Source organism: Streptacidiphilus sp. MAP12-16, from assembly GCF_041262165.1.
Classification (GTDB): Bacteria; Actinomycetota; Actinomycetes; order Streptomycetales; family Streptomycetaceae; genus Streptacidiphilus.
Window position 1 is genome coordinate 166,917 of the sequence record NZ_JBGCBY010000014.1, and the last position, 20,853, is coordinate 187,769.

The 20,853-nt window shown below is 69.6% G+C and carries 17 protein-coding genes and 2 tRNA genes; 3 read left to right on the plus strand and 16 right to left on the minus strand.

Annotation, left to right across the window (positions count from 1 at the left end):
* Window positions 1-160 precede the first annotated feature (160 nt).
* Together ABIA33_RS20430 and ABIA33_RS20435 are read right to left on the minus strand one after the other, a co-directional pair.
* Window positions 161-871 carry a class E sortase gene (locus tag ABIA33_RS20430; RefSeq protein WP_370083745.1) on the minus strand — a complete coding sequence of 237 codons (711 nt, stop codon included), beginning with the start codon at window positions 869-871 and terminating at the stop codon, window positions 161-163.
* 100 nt (window positions 872-971) lie between these two features.
* The gene (locus ABIA33_RS20435; protein ID WP_370083812.1) at window positions 972-1,709 is read right to left on the minus strand and encodes a DUF881 domain-containing protein; all 738 of its coding nucleotides are present in this window, start codon (window positions 1,707-1,709) and stop codon (window positions 972-974) included.
* 213 nt (window positions 1,710-1,922) lie between these two features.
* Between ABIA33_RS20435 and crgA the strand changes: the two genes are divergently transcribed.
* Window positions 1,923-2,174 (plus strand): cell division protein CrgA, encoded by a 252-nt coding sequence (crgA, locus tag ABIA33_RS20440; protein WP_370083747.1) that lies wholly within the window; start codon window positions 1,923-1,925, stop codon window positions 2,172-2,174.
* 224 nt (window positions 2,175-2,398) lie between these two features.
* On the opposite strand, the gene ABIA33_RS20445 is transcribed toward crgA, so the two are convergent.
* Together ABIA33_RS20445 and ABIA33_RS20450 are read right to left on the minus strand one after the other, a co-directional pair.
* Complete coding sequence (locus ABIA33_RS20445; RefSeq protein ID WP_370083749.1) at window positions 2,399-3,265, minus strand: rhomboid family intramembrane serine protease; 867 nt, start codon at window positions 3,263-3,265, stop codon at window positions 2,399-2,401.
* A gap of 112 nt (window positions 3,266-3,377) precedes the next feature.
* Window positions 3,378-3,905 carry a peptidylprolyl isomerase gene (locus ABIA33_RS20450; protein WP_370083751.1) on the minus strand — a complete coding sequence of 176 codons (528 nt, stop codon included), beginning with the start codon at window positions 3,903-3,905 and terminating at the stop codon, window positions 3,378-3,380.
* 247 nt (window positions 3,906-4,152) lie between these two features.
* On the opposite strand from ABIA33_RS20450, the gene ABIA33_RS20455 reads away from it, so the two are divergent.
* A complete protein-coding gene (locus ABIA33_RS20455; protein ID WP_370083753.1) occupies window positions 4,153-4,965 on the plus strand; it encodes a DUF5324 family protein in 813 nt (270 codons plus the stop codon).
* A gap of 68 nt (window positions 4,966-5,033) precedes the next feature.
* Here ABIA33_RS20455 and ABIA33_RS20460 read toward each other — a convergent pair.
* The 3 genes from ABIA33_RS20460 to ABIA33_RS20470 all read right to left on the minus strand — a co-directional run bounded on the left by ABIA33_RS20460 (window position 5,034) and on the right by ABIA33_RS20470 (window position 6,165).
* Window positions 5,034-5,106 (minus strand) — tRNA-Ala (locus ABIA33_RS20460).
* A 164-nt stretch (window positions 5,107-5,270) separates the two neighbouring features.
* Window positions 5,271-5,402, minus strand: a complete 132-nt coding sequence (locus ABIA33_RS20465) for a DLW-39 family protein (protein ID WP_221201912.1) — start codon at window positions 5,400-5,402, stop codon at window positions 5,271-5,273.
* Window positions 5,403-5,631: 229 nt separating this feature from the next.
* On the minus strand, window positions 5,632-6,165 hold the full coding sequence (locus tag ABIA33_RS20470; protein WP_370083756.1) for a GNAT family N-acetyltransferase: 534 nt from the start codon (window positions 6,163-6,165) through the stop codon (window positions 5,632-5,634).
* Between the two features lie 215 nt (window positions 6,166-6,380).
* On the opposite strand from ABIA33_RS20470, the gene ABIA33_RS20475 reads away from it, so the two are divergent.
* Complete coding sequence (locus ABIA33_RS20475) at window positions 6,381-7,052, plus strand: transglycosylase family protein (protein ID WP_370083758.1); 672 nt, start codon at window positions 6,381-6,383, stop codon at window positions 7,050-7,052.
* 572 nt (window positions 7,053-7,624) lie between these two features.
* Here the strand turns inward: ABIA33_RS20475 and ABIA33_RS20480 are convergent.
* The 9 genes from ABIA33_RS20480 to dnaA form a co-directional block, all read right to left on the minus strand.
* Window positions 7,625-7,701 (minus strand) — tRNA-Ile (locus ABIA33_RS20480).
* Window positions 7,702-7,832: 131 nt separating this feature from the next.
* On the minus strand, window positions 7,833-8,726 hold the full coding sequence (locus ABIA33_RS20485) for a DUF3566 domain-containing protein (protein ID WP_370083760.1): 894 nt from the start codon (window positions 8,724-8,726) through the stop codon (window positions 7,833-7,835).
* A 147-nt stretch (window positions 8,727-8,873) separates the two neighbouring features.
* The gene (gene gyrA, locus ABIA33_RS20490; protein WP_370083813.1) at window positions 8,874-11,507 is read right to left on the minus strand and encodes a DNA gyrase subunit A; all 2,634 of its coding nucleotides are present in this window, start codon (window positions 11,505-11,507) and stop codon (window positions 8,874-8,876) included.
* Window positions 11,508-11,609: 102 nt separating this feature from the next.
* Window positions 11,610-13,727 carry a DNA topoisomerase (ATP-hydrolyzing) subunit B gene (gyrB, locus tag ABIA33_RS20495; protein ID WP_370083762.1) on the minus strand — a complete coding sequence of 706 codons (2,118 nt, stop codon included), beginning with the start codon at window positions 13,725-13,727 and terminating at the stop codon, window positions 11,610-11,612.
* A gap of 237 nt (window positions 13,728-13,964) precedes the next feature.
* Window positions 13,965-14,444 (minus strand): DUF721 domain-containing protein, encoded by a 480-nt coding sequence (locus tag ABIA33_RS20500; RefSeq protein WP_370083814.1) that lies wholly within the window; start codon window positions 14,442-14,444, stop codon window positions 13,965-13,967.
* 179 nt (window positions 14,445-14,623) lie between these two features.
* Window positions 14,624-15,754 carry a DNA replication/repair protein RecF gene (gene recF / locus ABIA33_RS20505; RefSeq protein WP_370083764.1) on the minus strand — a complete coding sequence of 377 codons (1,131 nt, stop codon included), beginning with the start codon at window positions 15,752-15,754 and terminating at the stop codon, window positions 14,624-14,626.
* 64 nt (window positions 15,755-15,818) lie between these two features.
* Window positions 15,819-16,694 (minus strand): phosphogluconate dehydrogenase (NAD(+)-dependent, decarboxylating), encoded by an 876-nt coding sequence (gene gnd, locus ABIA33_RS20510; RefSeq protein WP_370083766.1) that lies wholly within the window; start codon window positions 16,692-16,694, stop codon window positions 15,819-15,821.
* Between the two features lie 201 nt (window positions 16,695-16,895).
* On the minus strand, window positions 16,896-18,026 hold the full coding sequence (gene dnaN, locus ABIA33_RS20515; protein WP_370083768.1) for a DNA polymerase III subunit beta: 1,131 nt from the start codon (window positions 18,024-18,026) through the stop codon (window positions 16,896-16,898).
* A gap of 918 nt (window positions 18,027-18,944) precedes the next feature.
* Window positions 18,945-20,849: a chromosomal replication initiator protein DnaA gene (gene dnaA / locus ABIA33_RS20520; RefSeq protein WP_370083770.1), complete on the minus strand. Its 1,905-nt coding sequence runs from the start codon at window positions 20,847-20,849 to the stop codon at window positions 18,945-18,947.
* Window positions 20,850-20,853 lie beyond the last annotated feature (4 nt).

A 20,853-nucleotide genomic window follows, 5' to 3' on the forward strand; every position in this document is an offset into this window, starting at 1 on the left:
GTGCCGGCGTGACCACCGTCCAGGCCACCACCGTGACCACCACCGCGACCCTCCTCGCGGTCCGCCGCACCAGCGTACGGGTCGTCACGGCCCCTGGGGGCGGCACCCGGCCAGGCTTTACCCTTCTCCCGGAAATGCTCGCGCTGCTCAGGCTTTCTCCTCATCCTCCCAACGCTGCAGGAGTCCCCCGGGTCACCGGCGTGACGGACTGCAGATGCCCCCACTCGATCAGCCGGTGGCTGTGGCCCCAGGGCGGGTCGCAGGTGGTCAGCGTCAGATAGCTGCCGGGCCGGGTGAAACCCGACTCGGCCGGGACCGGGTCCAGCACGTGCACGTCCGTCGGCAGCGTCAGGAACGGCCGGCGGTCGATCACATAGACGAACCAGTTCGTCCCGTCGGTGAGCACCACCGGGTCGCCGGGGCGCAGCGCGGGGAAGTCGTCGAAGGGGTTGCCATAGGTACGGCGGTGGCCGGCCAGCGCGAAGTTCCCCACCCCACCGAGCGCCGCGCTGCCGGAGTAGTGGCCGATGCCGTGCTGCAGGTCGGTGACACCGGTGCCCTCGACGACCGGCTTCTTCCAGTCCCGGCCGAAGCGGGGGATGTAGAGGACGGCGAACGCCCGGCCCGGCGGGTACGCCACGGGAGAAGACACCGGCGACGAGCTCGGCCCGGCCGCAGGCGCGGCGGCCACCGTGGCAGCGTCACTCGCGGCGGGCTGCTGCCACTGGGTCTGCAGCCGGGTGATCTCGCCGCTCATCGCGCTGTCGGCGGTGATGTTGGTCCAGTAGAGCGAGTAGACCGTGAACAGGACGATCAACGCGCCGACGGTGATGAGCAGCTCCGCGACCGTCCGGGCTGCCACGCGTCCCACCGCTGCTCCCGCCGCTGCTGCGTACCTTGGCTGCTTCTGCTGCGCCTGCTCCGCCCTGGCGGCTTCGGCTACTGCGTCGGCTGGGCCTTGGCGGCTGCGGTTACTGCGCCGGCTGCGCCTTGGCGTATTGGAGGTCCACTGTGCCGGAGTAGGCCGGAAGAGTCATCGCCTTCGGCTGGTCCAGTTTCCAGCCGAGGCCGTAGGCGGCCACGTACTGGAGGTAGTTCTGCAGATAGGTGTCCTCGTTGACGGACGCCAGCAACTGCTGCTGGTTGCCGACCGCCCTGATCACGTACGGCGGGGAGTAGACCCGGCCCTGGAGGATCAGCTGGTTGCCGACGCATCGCACCGCGCTGGTGGAGATCAGCCGCTGGTCCTGGACCTGCATGCCCTGCGCGCCCCCGCGCCACAGCGCGTTGACGACGGCCTGCAGGTCCTGCTGGTGCACCACCAGGTCGTCCGGCTGCGGCTGGGGCACCCCGGGAATCTTCGCGGTGGCGCCGGGCGGGGCGTCGTTGAGGGTGATGGTCAGTCCCGCACCGGTCAGCGGGTCGAGTCCGGCCTGCTGCTCGAGGGCAGCGAGGCGCTTGAGGTCGTCGGGGTTCTGCGAGTGCTGGGCAGCGAGTGCGTCGATCTGTGCGCGGAGCGCTGCGACGCCGTTCTCGGCTGCTGCGTTCTCCTGGCTTCTCTGCTGTATCACGTCGGAGAGCTGGAGCAGCGTGTTGTCGTTGCGCAGCGAGGTGCCCTGTGCCGTCTGGGCACTCACGTAGAAGAGGATTCCGGCAAGGGCGAAGACCGCACATGTCGCGATACGGCCGACAATTCGGGCGGTACCCAGCGGGTGCTTGGCACTCGGATCGGCGACGGGCGGAACTTCTTGCGAATCTGCCACGTACCCTTATCTCCTTCTGACTCCGCGAGCCACTACGCTAACGGACGCTGGAGACGTATGCGGCGCCCCTGACGGCCGCGCCATGGTTTCCCACACAACCCACAGCTCAGCAGGCGCCCTCGGGCCATGCAGCGCAGCGCATCGACAGGAGTGCTCCTCGTGCCGAAGTCCCGTATCCGGAAGAAGTCGGACTACACCCCGCCCGCCACGACGACCGCGGTGAAGTTGAGTTCGGGACGTAGTTGGATCGCCCCTCTGATGCTGGCGCTGTTCCTGGTCGGCCTGGTGTGGATCGTCGTGTACTACGTGACCAGTGCGGCCTGGCCGATCCAGGCCCTCGGCAACTGGAACATCGTGATCGGCTTCGCGTTCATCGCGGGCGGGTTCGGCGTCTCCACGCAGTGGAAGTAGCGACCGCCTGTTCGTTTTCCACATGGTTATCCACAGTGGGGAAAACCATGACTATCTGTGGATAACTTGATTCCGCAGACGTGTCCACCACCCCGCCCCTGCTCGGCAGCACGAACAAAGACGCAGGTGGACACGGGTAGACAGGACGACACCGAAGGGGCCCGCACAGGTGTGCGGGCCCCTTGTGGACAACCGGCCGTCGAACAGCCTGCACAGGCCGCTGCTCAGCCGATCCTGGCCACCCCCAGCAGCGTCGCCACCAGCACCGCGGCGAGCACCAGCAGCACCGTCCCGGACTGCACCAGCACCCGGTTCCGCGCCGGAGCGTGCGCCATGCCGAACGCCACCAGGGCGCCCGCCACCAGTCCGCCGATGTGCGCCTCCCAGCTGATGTTCGCGATCGTGAACGTCGCGACCAGGTTCACCACCACGATCGCCACGATCGGGCCGAGCGCGTAGCCGCGCTTGCGCTGGATCACCAGCAGCGCGCCCAGCAGGCCGAAGATCGCACCCGAGGCGCCCAGCGCAGGCGTGTCCGGAGCCACGATCAGCTGCAGCGCCGAGCCGGCCAGCCCGGACACCAGGTAGAGCGCCAGGAAGCGCCACCGCCCGAGCAGCCGCTCCAGCGGCGGGCCCAGCACCCACAGCGACCACATGTTCATCGCGATGTGCAGCGGTGCCGTGTGGAAGAACACCGAGGTGATCATCCGGTACCACTGCCCGTCCGCCACCCCCGTGCCCCACATGTACAGATAGTTCAGCGCCGTCGCGCTCAGCACCGTCCGCGCCAGCGCCCACACCACCACGTTGATCCCGATCAGGATCTTGGTGACCAGCGCGCCGTCCCGGACCAGCTGCCCGCCGAACTCGGTCCGCGCCTCGCGCACGGCGGCACCGCCGCCCCGCACGCACTCCCGGCACTGGAACCCGACCGCCGCGTCCACCCGGCACTCCGGGCACACCGGCCGCTCGCAGCGGGTACAGCTCACCCCGGTCTCCCGTCCCGGATGCCGGTAGCAGTCCGGAAGGGTGTGCGGGTCGGACCCGCCGGGCTGCTGCGACCCGCCCGGGCCCTGCTGATCGGAGAGCATGTCTCTGCCTGCCTTCTCTGCGCCGTGGTCCTGCACACGGTCGTCCCGGACACACTCCAGGCCCGGTGCACGACAGCACAAGCCTGCCGCGCGCCGGGCCCGAGGGGTATGCCTAGCGGCGGGAGATCTCCACCGACTGGATCACCACGTCCTCGACCGGGCGGTCGTTGAACGGCGTCACCTTGGTGGCCACGATGTCGTCGACGACCTTCTGGCCCGCCGCGCCGGTGACCTCACCGAAGATGGTGTGCTTGCGGTTCAGCCACGCGGTGGGGGCGACCGTGATGAAGAACTGCGAACCATTGGTCCCCGGACCCGCGTTGGCCATGGCCAGCAGGTAGGGACGGTCGAAGGAGAGGTCAGGGTGGAACTCGTCACCGAACTGGTAGCCCGGGCCGCCGGTGCCTGTGCCCAACGGGTCCCCGCCCTGGATCATGAAGCCGGAGATGACCCGGTGGAAGACCGTTCCGTCATACAGGCGCGCCTGCGACTTGGCGCCCGTACGCGGATCGGTCCACTCCCGCGTGCCCTCGGCGAGCTCCACGAAGTTGGCCACCGTCTTCGGGGCGTGATTCGGGAGGAGCTTGACCTCGATGTCCCCGTGGTTGGTCTTGAGAGTGGCGAACAGTTCCTCGGCCACGATGCGCCTTCCTGCAGTCCTGCGTACTTCTGCGTACAGCTCTGACGACATGAATCCTCCCATGCCCTGCACAAAGCGGCGCAAAGGAGCAGGATGCGAGGAGGACAGCAAACGGACAGGAAAGGGCGCCACGCCCGCCGCCACCCGGCGCGGTGTCTTCCCGGCGCGCCTGGGAACGATCCAGGAGGCATGATCTTTAACTGGGTGGACAGGTGATAAATCGGACGCCATCGAGGAGGAGGTACTGGTGACCCGCATCGACGCAGCTCGCGAGGCTGCCGGGAAGACCCGGGAGCAGATCGCCCCCTATGCCGTGGGCGCACGGGACGCGGCAGCGCACTACACCGACGAGGCATGGCAACGACTGGCCCCGCGCATCGAGTCCGCCGTCGAACAGGCCCGGCAGGCAGCACAGATCGCCCAGAGCACCGTGGACAGCCGCGTCACCCCACGTGTCGTCCCGCTCTGGGAGCAGGCACGGGCCAATGTGCCGCCGTCTGTCGAGGACGCGGTCGGCAAGGCCGCCGTACGCACCCGCAGCGCCGCCAAGGCCGCGAAGCAGTCCGCGCAGGCCGCGGCGGCCCAGGCCAGGGAGACGGCCGTGCCCGCCGTCAGCCACGCCCTGGACGGGGCGGTCCTGGTGACGACCCAGGCCGCGCACACCGCCCGCGACCGCGGAGCCGCCGCAGTGCCGGTCCTGCTCGGCCAGGTGACCCTGGCGGACATTGAGGCGCTCACGGCCCGGCGGGCCCGCTCCAGGCGCTCGCGCTGGACCCGTCGGGTCCTGGTGGTCGGCACCCTGGGAGTGGTGGCCGGCGGCGGTCTCGCGGCCTGGAAGTGGTGGCAGAAGCAGAGCAACCCCGACTGGCTGGTGGAGCCCCCGGCCACCGACCTGCCGCCGCGCAGCACCCCCGCGTCGGCGTCGGCCGGCGAGGCCGCGGCGAACGGCTCCAGCGCCTCAGCAGCCGCGCCCATCCCCCAGGTCGACGGCTCGCTGCCGCTCGACCCCGAGGTCGAGGCCAAGGAGGCCGAAGACAAGAAGCGCCCCAACAAGCGCTGAACCCGAAACACAGCGTCGCCCCGGCTGCGGAAGCAACCGGGGCGACGCTGTCTGCTGTGGAACGACTGTGGAGCCTAGGGGAGTCGAACCCCTGACATCCGCCATGCAAAGACGGCGCTCTACCAACTGAGCTAAGGCCCCGAGACGGAACCGATCAGAACCGCCGCGCACCAGGGTACCGGTTCCCGGGACCAATCCTGACCTCGGTTTCGGCGGCGGCCCCGCCCTGCCCCGTCCCGACCCCCGCACGGGCGCAACCCCGACCGAGGGTCGGGGTTGCGTACGCCACAGGTGTGACGGTCGGTTCAGCGAGCGCCGACCGGGACAGCGTCGGTGGCCTCGGTCCACAGATCCTGCTCGGCGCGGTCCGCCTGGACCTGGCGGTACACAAAGTACCCACCAAGAGCAGCCAGGACTACCAGGAGAAGCTTCTTCACCGCGCGACCTCGTCCTTCTGTACCGGTACTGAGCGGCGGCAACCGGGAGGGGTCGCCGTCCTTGCGGCCGATGATACACACCCGTGCTGCGGCGCAAGCCGCGCTCTGCTGAAGGCCGTCACCCGCTCGTTGACGCCGGGTCAGCTCCCCGCCCCGCCGGCCGCACCGGCCACACCAGCCCCGCCGCCCACCGGCGTTGGCGCAGAGGATGGGCGTAGGAAACGGAGGACTAGAGCTTGATCCAGTAGCGCCGTACGGTGCCGAGTCCGGTGTCCTGGACACCTTCTAGGACGTCTTCGAGGACACCGCCATGGCGCTCGATCGTCTTCGCCGAGGCGATGCTGTCGACCTCGCAGATGATCAGCACACGTTCCAGGCCGAGCGCCCGCGCCTCATCGAGCATCCGGCCCAGCGCCCAGGCAGCCAACCCGCGCCGGCGCGAGGACGGCCGGATGCCGTAGCCGATGTGGCCAACCCGCAGCACGAAGTCGTTGAGCTCGTGTCGCAGCGCGATCCCGCCGAGCACCCGGTCGCCCTCGACGATCCATCGGTACGTACAACGCACCCGGCCCGCCTCCAGCGGCTTCCTCGGATCTGACTCGCCGGCCAACCGCGCCACCCAGGCCGCGAACCCGGCCGGCGAGTCGACCTCGTCGGACGGCTGCAGCCCGAAGCCGTCCTCGTGGACGCCCGGGCCCCACTCGTCGCGCGCCTCAAGCCAGACGGGGTGCAGGCGGGCGGTGGGCGCGATCAGTTCGGGCATGCGGCGATCGTATCGATCAAGGCAGTCCTGGACGGCTTGCGGGCAGCGCACTGGACCCGGGCGCTCGGTGGGGTGGCGGACCGTCCGGGTGGTGTTGCCGCGTCCGGACGGGTGACCGTGCCGCCGTGTCTTCGTCGTGCGGGCGCTGCGGCGTGCATCGCTGAGAGGGCGGCGCTTCGGCGCCCGGTCCCTGTTGTCGAAGGTCTGGAGGGCTCGTGCTGCCATCCCGTTCACTACCGCGCAAGGTCCTTGAACTGTTCCTGTTCACACTGTGCTCGCTGGCCATGCTCGCCGCTTTCGTACCGACGGCTCATGCCGAGTCGGTCGCGGCGGCTGCGGTCCGCGACGGTGTTCACGTCGGTGACTGGGACAAGGTGGCGCGATGTGAGAGCGGTGGCCACTGGGCGACCAACACAGGCAACGGGTACTACGGCGGTCTGCAGTTCGATCAGGCAACCTGGCGGGCCAACGGAGGTCTGGCCTACGCGCCGCGCGCCGACCTCGCCGACAAGGACCAGCAGATCGCCGTCGCCGACCACCTGGCGGGGCGCCGCGGGCTCGCACCGTGGCCCGTCTGCGGTGCCGACGCCGCTCGTCTCCCTGCACAGCTGTCGGGTGGCCGCCACCACGAGTGGCAGACACAGACGTGCCGTCCTGCCGCCCCGCTCGCCGGAAGTTCGGACAGCCCCCACGGCAGCGCAGTCGGCAGCGTCACAGCGGGTCGTGAGGGATCGTGGACGGTTCGGCCCGGCGACACCCTCAGCGGCATCGCTGCGACGAGCCACATCGTCGGCGGGTGGCCCGCCCTGTACGACCTCAACCGGCAGGCTGTCGGCCACGACCCTGACTCGATCAAGCCAGGACAGGTCCTGCGGCTGCGTCAGTGAGACACGGCCCGGCTTCCTGTACCGGCGCCTGCGGCTCCCTACCGAACGCAAATCGATCTGCCTGGGAACAGTCACTGGTGCCTGCCCAGGGAACACCGACTCACAACCCCGGTGCACCGCTTCTACGATCACCCCCATGATGGCGGGGGGCTGCGCCAAACCTCCGCCCCGAGGGCCGCATCAGCACGCACTCGCGCAAGCAACTACAGCGACAGAAGGGCACAGGGCTGGTCCTGGTGGACCTGAAGACGGAGTGGCCCATGGGAGCACGGCTGCGGCCGCCAGCGCCGGGTCAAGCGCTCCGGTCTACCGCGGCGGGTGCGGGTGCACGACACCGGGCACACCGGCGGCAGCCTGCTCGCGTGGCTCGGGGTGCACCCGAAGGACGCCCGGAGGATCCTGCGGCGCAGTCCACACCCACGTCACGACGGAATCCCAGCGCGCCGCCGCCGCCAGCGTCGGCGCCGAGCTCAGGACGGCGTGGAGGAGCGCTGAAGTGCGCATTGGCGTAAACAATGGGCGTACAGAACGCAGAAACGCCCCGGAAGGAGAACCTCCCGGGGCGCCTGCGCTGGTGGGCCTAACAGGACTTGAACCTGTGGCCTCTTCCTTATCAGGGAAGCGCTCTAACCGTCTGAGCTATAGGCCCGCGCTGCGTTGAAAGATTAGCGCACCGACGGCGGTCTGCCCAAATCCGTTCCGCTCCGCAGGGCGCGGAGGTGCGGAAACGGCCGCAGGCCCCGCCAACGGCGGGGCCTGCGGGTGCGCCTGGACGGAGTGCTACTCCTCCTCGGCGAGGGTCAGCTCGACGCCTCCGGTGATGCCGGCTGCGGTGTTGTAGATGAAGGAACCCAGCGTCGCCAGGGCCGTCAGCAGCACCACGTCGATCACGGCGATCAGCGCCGTGAAGGTCAGGACGTTGCCGAAGGAGAGGTACGACTGGAGGTCGAAGCCGCCCGAGGTGTCGGACCCGGTGGCCTGCTTCAGCGTGCCGCCGAGCGAGCTGAACACGCCCGCCGTGTCCAGCACCATCCACAGCAGCGAGACGCCCACGATGGTGACCACGCCCAGCGCGATGGACAGCAGGAAGCTGACCTTCATCACCGACCAGGGGTCAGTCCGGGACACCCGCAGCCGCGCCCGACGGGTCCGCCCCGAGGGCGGAGCCGCAGGCCCGGCTGTCGGGCCGGACCGCTTCGCGGGGGCGCCGACGGCGGCGCCGGTCGCCACAGCGGCGGGGGAACCCGCGGGCAGTGGCGGCGTCGCCGTGCCGGGGGGCATCCGGGTGCCGCCGGGCGGCGTCGGCTGCCCCTTCTGGTACGTCGTCGGCGTCGAGTAGCCGGACCGCTCCGGCGGCGCCGGCGGCGCTGCTGGAGCGGGCGCGGCGACCTGGTTCGCCTGCGTCGCCTGCTTGCCCTGCGGCCCGCCCTGGCGGCGACGCGCGGCGGTGCCCCCGCCGGTGCCCCCGCCCACGGCCGGGGCCCGCGGCGGCATCCCGTCGGTGATCGGCGGCATCATCGACGTGGTGCCCGCGTCCCGCCCTGCCTGCGCATATCCCTGAGTACGGTCGGCCGGACCGCCGCCCGCCCCGCCCGGGGGCACGCTCGGCCCCGGGCCGTTACGCCCCGCGGCGGCGCTGCCGGCACCGCCTGTCGCGCCCGTGGCTCCACTCACCCTGGTCCTCCCGCAGTTCCCCACCAGAACCGGTCGGCCCTGGTCAGTGTCCATGTGTCAGTCGACGCGCTCTCGCTGGCCACGGCAGTCGGCCGGGCCCCGGCGACCGCCGAGACCCGGCCCTGCGCGTGCACCGGTGCCGAGGGATCAGTCGGACGCGCCGTCCGCCTGCTCCTCGCCCCCATTGTCGACTGCCCCGGAATCCGCGTCGGCCACACCCGAAGTCGCAACCGTACCGGTCTCGTCCGGCGCAGTCGCGTCCGTCGGTGTCTCGCCCTCGCCGTTCTCGTCCAGGTCGTCGTCACCGGCCCCCTCGGCGTTGCGGGCGATGCCGACGACGGCGTCCCGCTTACCCAGGTTGATCAGTTGGACGCCCATGGTGTCACGACTGGTTTCACGAACCTCCGCAACGCGGGTACGAATCACACCGCCGCCCAGAGTGATTGCGAGGATTTCGTCGCTTTCCTCCACAACCAGTGCGCCCACCAGGATGCCACGGTTCTCGACGATCTTGGCTGCCTTGATGCCCAGACCGCCGCGACCCTGAACTCGGTACTCGTCGACCCTGGTGCGCTTGGCGTAGCCGCCGTCGGTCGCCGTGAAGACGTACGTACCGGGGCGAATCACGTTCAGCGAGAGCAGCTCGTCGCCCTCGCGGAAACTCATACCCTTCACACCCGAGGTGGCCCGGCTCATCGGGCGCAGCGCCTCGTCGGTCGCGGTGAAGCGGATCGCCTGGGCCTTCTTGCTGACCAGCAGCAGGTCGTCCTCGGCGGAGACCAGCTCTGCGCCGATCAGCTCGTCGTCGCGACCCTCCTCGTCGGTGCGGAGGTTGATCGCGATCAGACCGCCCGAGCGGGGGGAGTCGTAGTCCTTCAGCGGCGTCTTCTTCACCAGGCCCTCGCGGGTCGCCAGGATCAGGTACGGCGCGGCCTCGTACGTGCGCACCGCCATGACCTGGGCGATGTGCTCGCCCGGCTGGAACGCCAGCAGGTTGGCGACGTGCTGGCCGCGGGCGTCACGGCCGGCGTCCGGCAGTTCGTAGCCCTTGGCCCGGTACACCCGCCCCTTGTTGGTGAAGAAGAGGATCCAGTTGTGCGTCGTCGTCACGAAGAAGTGGTCGACGATGTCGTCCTGCTTGAGCTGCGCGCCGCGCACACCCTTGCCGCCGCGCTTCTGCGAGCGGTAGAGGTCGCTGCGGGTCCGCTTGACGTAGCCGCCACGGGTGATCGTGACGACGATGTCCTCCTCGGCGATGAGGTCCTCGACCGACATGTCTCCCTCGTAGGGGATGAGGGTGCTGCGCCGGTCGTCGCCGTACTTCTCCACGATGATCGCCAGCTCCTCGGCGATGATCGCGCGCTGGCGGTCGGGGGAGGCCAGGATCGCGTTGTACTCGTTGATCTTGGCCTGGAGCTCGTCGTGCTCGGCCGTGATCTTCTGGTGCTCCAGGGCGGCCAGGCGGCGCAGCTGCATCTCCAGGATCGCGTTGGCCTGGATCTCGTCGATCGCCAGCAGCGCCATCAGGCCCTGCCGGGACTCCTCGACGGTCTGCGAGCGGCGGATCGTCGCGATGACCGCGTCGATCGCGTCCAGCGCCTTGAGCAGGCCGCGCAGGATGTGGGCGCGCTCCTCGGCCTTGCGCAGCCGGAAGGTGGTGCGCCGGACGATGACCTCGACCTGGTGGTTGACCCAGTGCCGGATGAAGGCGTCGACGGCCAGGGTGCGCGGCACCCCGTCCACCAGGGCCAGCATGTTGGCGCCGAAGTTGGTCTGCAGGTCGGTGTGCTTGTAGAGGTTGTTCAGCACGACCTTGGCCACCGCGTCGCGCTTGAGCACGACCACCAGGCGCTGGCCGGTCCTCGACGACGACTCGTCGCGGACGTCGGCGATGCCGCCGACCCGTCCGTCCTTCACCAGATCGGCGATCTTCAGCGCCAGGTTGTCCGGGTTGACCTGGTACGGCAGCTCGGTGATGACCAGGCACTGGCGGCCCTGGATCTCCTCGACCTCGACGACCGCGCGCATGGTGATCGAGCCGCGCCCGGTGCGGTACGCGTCCTCGATGCCGCGGCGGCCCACGATCAGCGCGCCGGTCGGGAAGTCCGGGCCCTTGATCCGCTCGATCAGCGCTTCCAGCAGTTCCTCGTTGGAGGCCGTGGGGTTGTTCAGGTACCAGAGCGCGCCGGACGCGACCTCGCGCAGGTTGTGCGGCGGGATGTTGGTCGCCATCCCGACCGCGATCCCGGTGGCGCCGTTGACCAGCAGATTGGGGAAGCGCGCCGGGAGGACGTCCGGCTCCTGCGAGCGGCCGTCGTAGTTGGCGGAGAAGTCGACGGTCTCCTCGTCGATGTCCCGCATCATCTCCATGGCCAGCGGCATCATCCGGCACTCGGTGTAGCGCATGGCCGCCGCCGGGTCGTTGCCCGGTGAACCGAAGTTGCCGTTGCCGTCCACCAGCGGCATCCGCAGCGACCAGGGCTGCGCCAGCCGGACCACGGTGTCGTAGATCGAGGTGTCGCCGTGCGGGTGGTAGTTGCCCATCACGTCGCCGACCACGCGGGCGCACTTGTAGTAGCCCTTCTCGGGCCGGTAGCCGCCGTCGTACATCGCGTAGAGCACGCGGCGGTGCACCGGCTTGAGGCCGTCGCGGACCTCGGGCAGGGCCCGGCTCACGATGACGCTCATCGCGTAGTCGAGGTAGGAGCGCTGCATCTCGCTCTCGAGCTCGACCTGCTCGATGCGAACGTTGGACGCGAGCTCGGGCTCCAGTCCCTCGATGCCCTCGGGGCCCTGCTCGGTGGGGTTGCCGTCTGCGACCACTGCTGGTCAGTTTCCTCTCGTGCGGGTGCTGCCAGGGACTTCTGCGCGACCTGCGGGCCGTCAGACGTCCAGGAAGCGGACGTCCTTGGCGTTGCGCTGGATGAAGGAGCGGCGGGCCTCGACGTCCTCGCCCATCAGGATGGAGAACAGGTCGTCCGCACGGGCGGCGTCCTCGAGGGTGACCTGGCCCAGGAGTCGGTGGTCCTGGTCCATGGTGGTGATCCGGAGCTCCTCGGCGTTCATCTCACCGAGACCCTTGAAGCGCTGGATCGCGTCGTCCTTGGGGAGCTTGCGCCCGGCCGCACGGCCGGCGGCGATGACCGCGTCACGCTCGGGGTCGGAGTAGACGTACTGGATGTCGTCCCGGCCCCACTTGATCTTGTACAGCGGCGGGCGGGCCAGGTAGACGTGGCCGCCCTCGATCAGCGGGCGCATGAACCGGAACAGCAGGGTGAGCAGCAGGGTGTTGATGTGGTGGCCGTCGACGTCGGCATCGGCCATCAGCACGATCTTGTGATAGCGCAGCTTGGCCAGGTCGAAGTCGTCGTGGACGCCGGTGCCGAAGGCCGAGATCAGCGCCTGGACCTCGTTGTTCTGCAGGACCTTGTCGATCCTGGCCTTCTCCACGTTAAGGATCTTGCCGCGGATCGGCAGGATCGCCTGCACCCGCGGATCGCGGCCCTGCTTGGCGGAGCCGCCGGCCGAGTCACCCTCGACAATGAAGATCTCGCACTCGGAGGGGTCCTTGCTCTGGCAGTCCGAGAGCTTGCCGGGCAGCGAGGCGGTCTCCAGCAGGCCCTTGCGACGGGTCAGGTCGCGCACCTTGCGGGCGGCGACGCGGGCCGTGGCCGCGGTGATGGACTTGCGGATGATGTCCCCGGCCTCGACCGGGTTGCGGTCCAGCCAGTCATTGAGGTGCTCGTGCACGACCTTCTGCACGAAAGTCTTGGCCTCGGTGTTGCCCAGCTTGGTCTTGGTCTGGCCCTCGAACTGCGGCTCGCCCAGCTTGACGCTGATGATCGCGGTCAGGCCCTCGCGGATGTCCTCGCCGGTGAGGTTCTCGTCCTTCTCGCGGAGGAACTTCTTCTCCCGGGCGTAGCGGTTGACCAGGCCGGTCAGCGCGGCGCGGAAGCCCTCCTCGTGGGTGCCGCCCTCATGGGTGTGGATGGTGTTGGCGAAGGAGTACACACCCTCGCTGTACGCCGTGTTCCACTGCATGGCGACCTCGCAGGAGATCGTCCGCCCCTTGTCCTCGGCCTCGAAGTCGATGACCGTGGGGTGGATGACGTCGCCCTTGCGGGAGTTCAGGTACGTCACGAAGTCGGAGATGCCGCCCTCGTAGTGGTACGTCACCGTGAACGGCTTGCCGTCGTCGTCGACGTGGTCCGGACGCTCGTCGGTCAGGCTGATGGTGAGGCCCTTGTTGAGGAACGCCATCTCCTGGAAGCGCCGCGACAGCGTGTCGAAGGAGTACTCGGTGGTCTCGAAGATGTCGCCGTCGGCCCAGAAGGTGACCGCGGTGCCGGTCTCGTCGGTGGCCTCGTGGCGCTCCAGCTCCGCGGTGGGCGCGCCGAGCTTGTAGTCCTGGGTCCAGCGGTGGCCGTCCCGGCGGATCTCCACCGAGAGGCGCTGCGACAGGGCGTTGACCACGGACACGCCGACGCCGTGCAGACCGCCGGAGACGGAGTAGCCGCCGCCGCCGAACTTTCCGCCCGCGTGCAGCACCGTGAGCACGACCTCGACGGCCGGCTTGCCCTGGCCGGGGACGATGTCCACGGGGATGCCACGGCCGTTGTCGGTGACCCGCACCGCACCGTCGCCGAGGATCGTCACCTCGATGGTGTCCGCGTGCCCGGCGAGGGCCTCGTCCACCGCGTTGTCCACGACCTCGTAGACGAGGTGGTGCAGCCCGCGCTCGCCGGTCGACCCGATGTACATGCCGGGGCGCTTGCGGACCGCGTCCAGGCCCTCAAGGACGGTGATCGCGCTGCCGTCATAGGACGAGTTGTTCTCCGAGAGCGAGCCGGAGACGCGCGCGAGCGCGTCGTCGCCCTGCGCAACTTCCTCCGTTGCCTCGGAGCTCACGACGGCCTCATCGGACAGGGGATTCTCGGGGGTCTGGCTGGGGTCGCCGGAATCGGCCACGAAGCGCCCTTTCTGGCACAGCTCGGGCCGCATCCGTACCCCGTGGGTGGGACCGGACCGGCCTCGGCACTCGACTCAGTCACCGCTCAGTCACCGCAAGCGGCGGTTTCAGCCTCCAGTCTACCGGTACGACTGACACTCATGGGCCTTTGGCAGGCCCTGGCTTCCCCCGTGCCGCGCGAAATCCGGGTCGGATGTATCCCACCACCCGCCCGGGGGGCGGGATGGGCTCACATGGGCACGGAGCCGGTCCAGTCGGTCACCCGCCGGTCATCCCCAGGTGTCTCCCGGCCCCTTGCTCCCCGGAGCCCTCAACCGGCCGTAGGAGCGCGTCGGCCCCGTCGGCCCCTGCACCTTGATCAGCTTGACCGTGCCGTGGCCCAGCTCCTGGTTGAGCTTCCCCACCAGCTGCGGGGCCAGCAACCGGATCTGCGTCGCCCAGGCCGTGGAACTGCAGCGCACGGTGAGCACCCGGTCGTCCTCCGCGTAGTGCTCGGGCTCACAGTGCGCGGCCAGGTCCCGCCCCACGATCTGCGGCCAGCGGCCCATCACCCCGCCCACCGCGGCCGGCGCCTCCCAGCCGCGCTCGGCGACCAGACGACTGATCGCGGCGCCCAGCGACTGCGGGTCGCGCCCGTCCGCCCGTGCGCCGGAACGCAACCCGGTACGCCGGGCCTCCTTCTTCTGCCGAACGCTGTCGCCGCGCAGCCGCGCCTGCTCCCTGGCGTTCCGCAGCGCCACCCGCGCCAGATCGACACCGGTGAGCTGCGGCTCCTCACGGCCGGGCTCGTCGTGCCCCGACTCCTCACGGCTCCCTGCCGCCTCTGTTCCCGCACCAGCCGAATCGCTCACAGCCGCCTCGCTTTCCCCAGCCTGGGGATGCAAGCGTACGAGGCCCCACCGTCAACAGTGGTCCTCACGCGTGGTCCTCACGCGATTCTGCTGACCTCACCGCCGGCGACCGCGTAGCGGGCACCCGCCAGCGCCGCCGGGACGTCCTCCGCCACCGCGGCCGTCACCAGCACCTGCTCGCCGTTCGCCACCAGCTCGGCGAGACGCTCTCGACGACGGGTGTCCAGCTCGGCGAAAACGTCGTCCAGGATCAGCACCGGCTCGCCCCCGCCCGCGCGCAACAGCTCGTAGGAGGCGAGCCGAAGCGCCAGCGCGAAGGACCAGGACTCGCCGTGGCTGGCGTAGCCCTTGGCGGGCAGCTCGCCCAGTTGCAGGCCGAGCTCGTCCCGGTGCGGGCCGACCAGGGTGACGCCGCGCTCGATCTCCTGCTTCCGGGCCGCGCCGAGCGCGCCCAGCATCGCCGTGTACAGCGGCTCGCGGCCGCCGCCGAGGGGAACCCCCTCGCCCATGGAACTGCGGTACTCCAGCCGCGTCGGGCCGCCGCCCGGGGCCAGCTCCTCGTACGCGGCCCGCACCAGCGGCTGCAGCGCGGTGACCAGGTCGATCCGGCAGGCGAGCAGCTCCGCGCCGGCGCGCGCCAGGTGGTCGTCCCAGACGTCGAGAGTGGACAGCTCGACCCGGCCGCTGGTGCGCCGCGCCATGGCCGCGGACTTGAGCAGCGCGTTCCGCTGCTTCAGCACCCGGTCGTAGTCCTGGCGCACGCCGGCGAGCCGGGGAGCGCGGGCGACCAGCAGCTCGTCCAGGAAGCGGCGGCGCTCACCCGGGTCGCCCTTCACCAGCGCCAGGTCCTCGGGGGCGAACAGGACCGTACGCAGCAGGCCCAGGACATCGCGCGGCCGGACGTTGTCGGAGCGGTTGATCCTGGCCCGGTTGGCCTTGCCGGGATTGAGCTCCAGTTCGACCAGGGTGGGGCGCTGGTCGCGGACGATGCTGGCGCGGATCACCGCGCGCTCGGCGCCGAGGCGCACCAGCGGCGCGTCACCGGCCACCCGGTGACTGGCCAGGGTGGCGACATAGCCGATCGCCTCGACCAGGTTGGTCTTGCCCTGGCCGTTGGGACCGGTGAACGAGGTCACGCCCGGGTCGAGCGGAACCTCGACCCGGGCGTAGGAACGGAAGTCGGCCAACGACAGATGCGCGACATGCATGCTCTGGACTCGTCAGCCTTCTTCTCGTCAGTTCTGCTTCTCGTCAGTTGCGGTGTGCTGCCCGCTACTTGGACTCGACCGCGTGGCCGCCGAACTGGTTGCGCAGGGCGGCGACCATCTTCATCTGCGGGGAGTCGTCCTGGCGGGAGGCGAAGCGGGCGAACAGGGAGGCGGTGATCGCGGGCAGCGGTACCGCGTGGTCGATCGCGGCCTCCACGGTCCAGCGCCCCTCGCCGGAATCGTCGGCGTAGCCCTTGAGTTTGGCCAGGTGCTCGTCGTCGTCCAGGGCGTTGACGGCCAGGTCCAGCAGCCAGGAGCGGATGACCGTGCCTTCCTGCCAGGACCGGAAGATCTCGCGCACGTCGGTGACCGAGTCCACGGCCTCCAGCAGCTCCCAGCCCTCGGCGTAGGCCTGCATCATGGCGTACTCGATGCCGTTGTGGACCATCTTGGCGAAGTGCCCGGCGCCGACCTTGCCCGCGTGCACCGAGCCGGAGTCGCCCTCGGGCTTGAGCGCGTCGAAGACCGGCTGGACCTTGGCGATGTCGGCGGCCTCGCCGCCGTACATCAGCGCGTAGCCGTTCTGCAGGCCCCACACCCCGCCGGAGACCCCGCAGTCCACGAAGCCGATGCCCTTGGCGGCCAGCTCGGCCGCGTGCTTCTCGTCGTCGGTCCAGCGCGAGTTGCCGCCGTCCACCACCACGTCGCCCGGCTCCAGCAGCTCGGCCAGCTCGTCCACCGTCGCCTGGGTCGGCGCCCCGGCCGGCACCATCACCCACACCACCCGCGGGGCATGGAGCGCGCCCACGAGCTCCTTGAGACTGGAGACATCCGCCAGGTCCGGGTTGCGGTCGTAGCCGACCACGGTGTGGCCCGCACGGCGAATGCGCTCGCGCATGTTGCCGCCCATCTTGCCGAGACCGATGAGTCCGAGCTCCATCAGAAGTCCTTCTGTCGAGGTGACTGCGTAGCGCGCGGCCCCCTTGCCGCCAGGCAGAACCCTACGCCCGATGCCTTGTGGGCATCGGGCGCAGGACCCATCCGCATGACCGGGTTGTCCACAGTCCCGCACAGTCCTGTGGCCAACTGCCCGGCCGTCAGCCGTCAGCCGGACAACCGCACCGGCATACTCCAACCCTTTTCAGCCGGACAACCGCACCGGCATGATCAAGTACTTGTACGTCTCGTCGGCCTCCGCGTCGACCGCGTGCTTGCCGCTCAGCAGCGCAGGCTTGGTCGAGGTGGTGAAGCTCAGCTGGGCGACCGCGGAGTCGATCGCGGACAGGCCGTCAAGCAGGTAGGCCGGGTTGAAGGCGATCGAGATGTCGTCGCCCTCCAGGCCCGCGTCCACGCGCTCCGTGGCCTGGGCGTCATCGCCCGAGCCGGCCTCCAGGGTGAGTACGCCCTGCTCAAAGCTCAACCGCACCGGGGTGTTCCGCTCGGCGACAAGGGAGACGCGCTTGACGGCCTCCACGAAGGCCGAGGTCTCGATGGTGGCCACCGAGTTGAACTCGGTCGGGAAGAGCGCCCGGAACTTCGGGAACTCCCCTTCCAGCAGCCGCGTGGTGGTGCGGCGGCCGGCGCCCTCGAAACCGATCAGGCCCTCACCCTTGCCGCTGCCCGCTAGGGCGATGCTGACCACGTCGCCCGCACTGAGCGACTTGGCGGTGTCCAGGAGCGTCTTGGCGGGCACCAGGGCGACTGCGGAGAGGCCCGCCTGCTCGGGCTTCCACATCAGGTCGCGGACGGCGAAACGGTAGCGGTCGGTGGCGGCCAGGGTGACCCGGTCCCCCTCGATCTCGACCCGCACACCGGTGAGCACCGGCAGCGTGTCGTCGCGACCGGCCGCCGTGGCGACCTGCGCGACGGCGGCGGCGAAGGCCTCACCGGGGACGGTGCCGGACACGGTGGGCATCTGCGGCAGCGCCGGGTACTCGTCCACAGGAAGCGTGGGGAGTGTGAATCGTGAGCTGCCGCAGAGCACAACGACCCGCACGCCGTCCGTGGAGATCTCCACAGGCCTGTTGGGAAGCGAACGCGAGATGTCGGCCAGCAGGCGGCCCGAGACCAGGACCGTGCCCGCCTCCTCGACGTCCGCCTCGGTCTCCACCCGCGCGGAGACCTCGTAGTCGAAACCGGAAAGGCTCAGCTTGCCCTCGTCGGCCGCCAGCAGCAGCCCGGCCAGCACCGGCACCGGAGGCCGTGCCGGGAGGCTGCGCGCGGCCCAGGCCACGGCCTCCGCGAGGACGTCACGCTCGACCCGGAACTTCACCGGTAACCGCCTCCTGTGTGCTGCTGCTGTTGTCTTGTGCTGATACGTGGCTCGTTGTTTGAGCCCGTCCCCAGGGTGGGGACCATCCCTGTGGGTGCGGCGCTCGGCCTCGGGGGACTGCCGCCGCTCCTGTTGCTGGAGAACAGTCTGACGCACTCCACCGACAGCTGAGGCAGATGGGCCGAAGACGGCTCGAACCCGTGTCGGGTTGCCGTCGTCCACAGATCAGGCCCCCACCTGCTTTTCGATCAAGTCCCAGCTCTATACGTGGGGTAGTAGTAGTAGGGGTTGTGGATACCGTGGATAACCCCATTATGCCCTGCTCAGAGCCTCTTTTTTATCCACACTGCCTGTGGGCGGGAGCGGTGGAAAAACTACCCTTGCTGTGGACGCAGCACCCTTCCCCCACAGGGCAGTTGCGTTGTCCCCAGGTTTTCCCCAGAGACATCCCCAGGTTTTCACGTGGTTCTCCCCAGCCCCTTTGGCAACGTGCTGTGGCCTCTTTCACTCGGGACGGTGAAATGCGGATTGATGTTGCCGAACTGTGGACATTCCTGTGGAGAACCTGGGGAAAAGTGCCCTTCTTCTGGGGACAGCACGTGGATAACCCCGGGGCGACGTGAACGGCCCCTTGCTTCTCCACAGGCTGTGGACAAGCGTTGCCCACAAGTCCACAGGCAGGTGAGCTGCGCGGACAGCTCCATCATGGCTGAAGCTGTGGAGGGTTTCTGGATAACTCCGGCTTCCCCAGGGTGTGGACGAAGGAAAGAGTCGTCTCCTGTGGACCGAGGCTCGACGCCCCGTCGCCGTTCGAATCCAGGGCGCAGATGTGCGAGCTGAGCGGGCGGCGCATCGGGCCGGGAAACGCAGTCGGGGCCCCAGGACAGGTGTCCTGGGGCCCCGATCGGGCGGTCCGTCTCAGCTCTTGATGCGGTTCGTCAGCTCGGTCACCTGGTTGTAGATGGACCGGCGCTCGGCCATCATCGTGCGGATCTTGCGGTCGGCGTGCATCACCGTGGTGTGGTCCCGGCCGCCGAACTGGGCCCCGATCTTCGGCAGCGACAGGTCCGTCAGCTCGCGGCAGAGGTACATCGCGATCTGTCGCGCGGTCACCAGCACCCGGCTGCGGGACGAGCCGCAGAGGTCGTCCACGCTGAGCCCGAAGTACGCCGCCGTCTGCTGCATGATGACCGTCGCGGTGATCTCCGGACCGGCCTCCTCGCCGCCGGGTACCAGGTCCTTCAGCACGATCTCGGCCAACTGCAGGTCCACCGGCGCCCGGTTGAGGCTGGCGAAGGCGGTCACCCGGATCAGCGCACCCTCCAACTCCCGGATGTTGCGCGAGATTCGGGATGCGATGAACTCCAACACCTCCGGCGGGGCGTTGAGTTGCTCCTGGATGGCCTTCTTGCGAAGGATCGCGATCCGGGTCTCCAACTCGGGCGGCTGGACGTCCGTGGTCAGGCCCCACTCGAAGCGGTTGCGGAGCCGGTCCTCCAGGGTGACCAGCTGCTTGGGCGGCCGGTCGGAGGAGATCACGATCTGCTTGTTGGCGTTGTGCAGGGTGTTGAAGGTGTGGAAGAACTCCTCCTGGGTCGACTCCTTGTTCTGCAGGAACTGGATGTCGTCGACCAGCAGGATGTCCATGTCGCGGTAGCGCTGGCGGAAGCCGTCGCCCTTGTCGTCGCGGATCGAGTTGATGAACTCGTTGGTGAACTCCTCGGAGCTCACGTAGCGCACCCGGGTGCCGGGGTAGAGGCTCCGGGCGTAGTGCCCGATCGCGTGCAGCAGGTGGGTCTTGCCCAGGCCCGACTCGCCATAGATGAACAGCGGGTTGTACGCCTTCGCGGGCGCCTCGGCCACGGCGACCGCCGCCGCGTGGGCGAAGCGGTTGCTGGAGCCGATGACAAAGGTCTCGAACAGGTACTTGGGGTTCAGTCGTGCAGCCGGCTCGTCCTTGCGTGGCAGCGCGGAATGGCCTCCCGAACCGCCGCCCGGGCGCTTCACCGGGATGGCGACAGGGGAGTGCGCGTCGGCGCCAGGACCATGGCCGGAGTTGTGGCCCGAGCCTGGATGTGAGCCGGGGTGTGAGCCGAGGTGCAGGTGATCGGGCAGTGGGGCTTCCGGGCGGAGGTCGGGCGGATGCTCTCCGTTGTCCGCGTTGTCGCCCTGGTAGGCATCGTTCCTGCGCTCGGGCAGGTCCTCCTGGCGCGCCGCCGTCCGGTAGGACTCCTCGGGCGGGCGCTGCTCCCAGGGGCGCTGCTGCTGCGGAGCGGGCGCGGCGGGAGGCCACTCGTCCTCCTGGTCGCGCTGGTCACGCGGGGAGCGGCCCGGGAACGCGCCCGTGTACCCGGTGCCGGGGCCGCCGGCCGGGCCGGCGCCGTAGTAGCCGTTGCGCTCCGGGTAGGCGGCGGGGCGCTCGGGGCGGCGCTCGTAGCCGTAACCCGGCGCGTAGTCCCGGTGCTGCTGCGGATAGGGATACTCGGTCACCGGCGGCTGCAGACCCGCTGCCGGCTCGGGCTCCCGGGCGGCCGGCGGCGGGGGGCCGAGCGGTGCCGCGTTGGCGTCGACGATCACGGCGATGCGCATCGGACGGCCGTACTCGTGGCTCAGCAGCTCGGTGATGGCCGGCAGCAGCCGTCCCTCAAGCACTCCCTTGGCGTACTCGTTCGGCGTCGCCAGCAGTGCGGTGTCATGCATCAGGCCCATCGGCTGGGTGCGCTGCAGCCACTGGGCGTCCTTGGACTCGACTCCCTGGTCGTTGCCCAGTCGCTCGACGACCCGCGCCCAGACGGTCGCAAGGTCGCTGCTCGTATCAGCCACTGGT

Coding starts and splice junctions, on each gene's coding strand:
- ABIA33_RS20445 (WP_370083749.1), bottom strand. CDS start 3,265: ATGCTCTCCGATCAGCAGGGCCCGGGCGGGTCGCAGCAGCCCGGCGGG.
- ABIA33_RS20470 (WP_370083756.1), bottom strand. CDS start 6,165: ATGCCCGAACTGATCGCGCCCACCGCCCGCCTGCACCCCGTCTGGCTT.
- gyrB (WP_370083762.1), bottom strand. CDS start 13,727: ATGCGGCCCGAGCTGTGCCAGAAAGGGCGCTTCGTGGCCGATTCCGGC.
- recF (WP_370083764.1), bottom strand. CDS start 15,754: ATGCATGTCGCGCATCTGTCGTTGGCCGACTTCCGTTCCTACGCCCGG.
- gnd (WP_370083766.1), bottom strand. CDS start 16,694: ATGGAGCTCGGACTCATCGGTCTCGGCAAGATGGGCGGCAACATGCGC.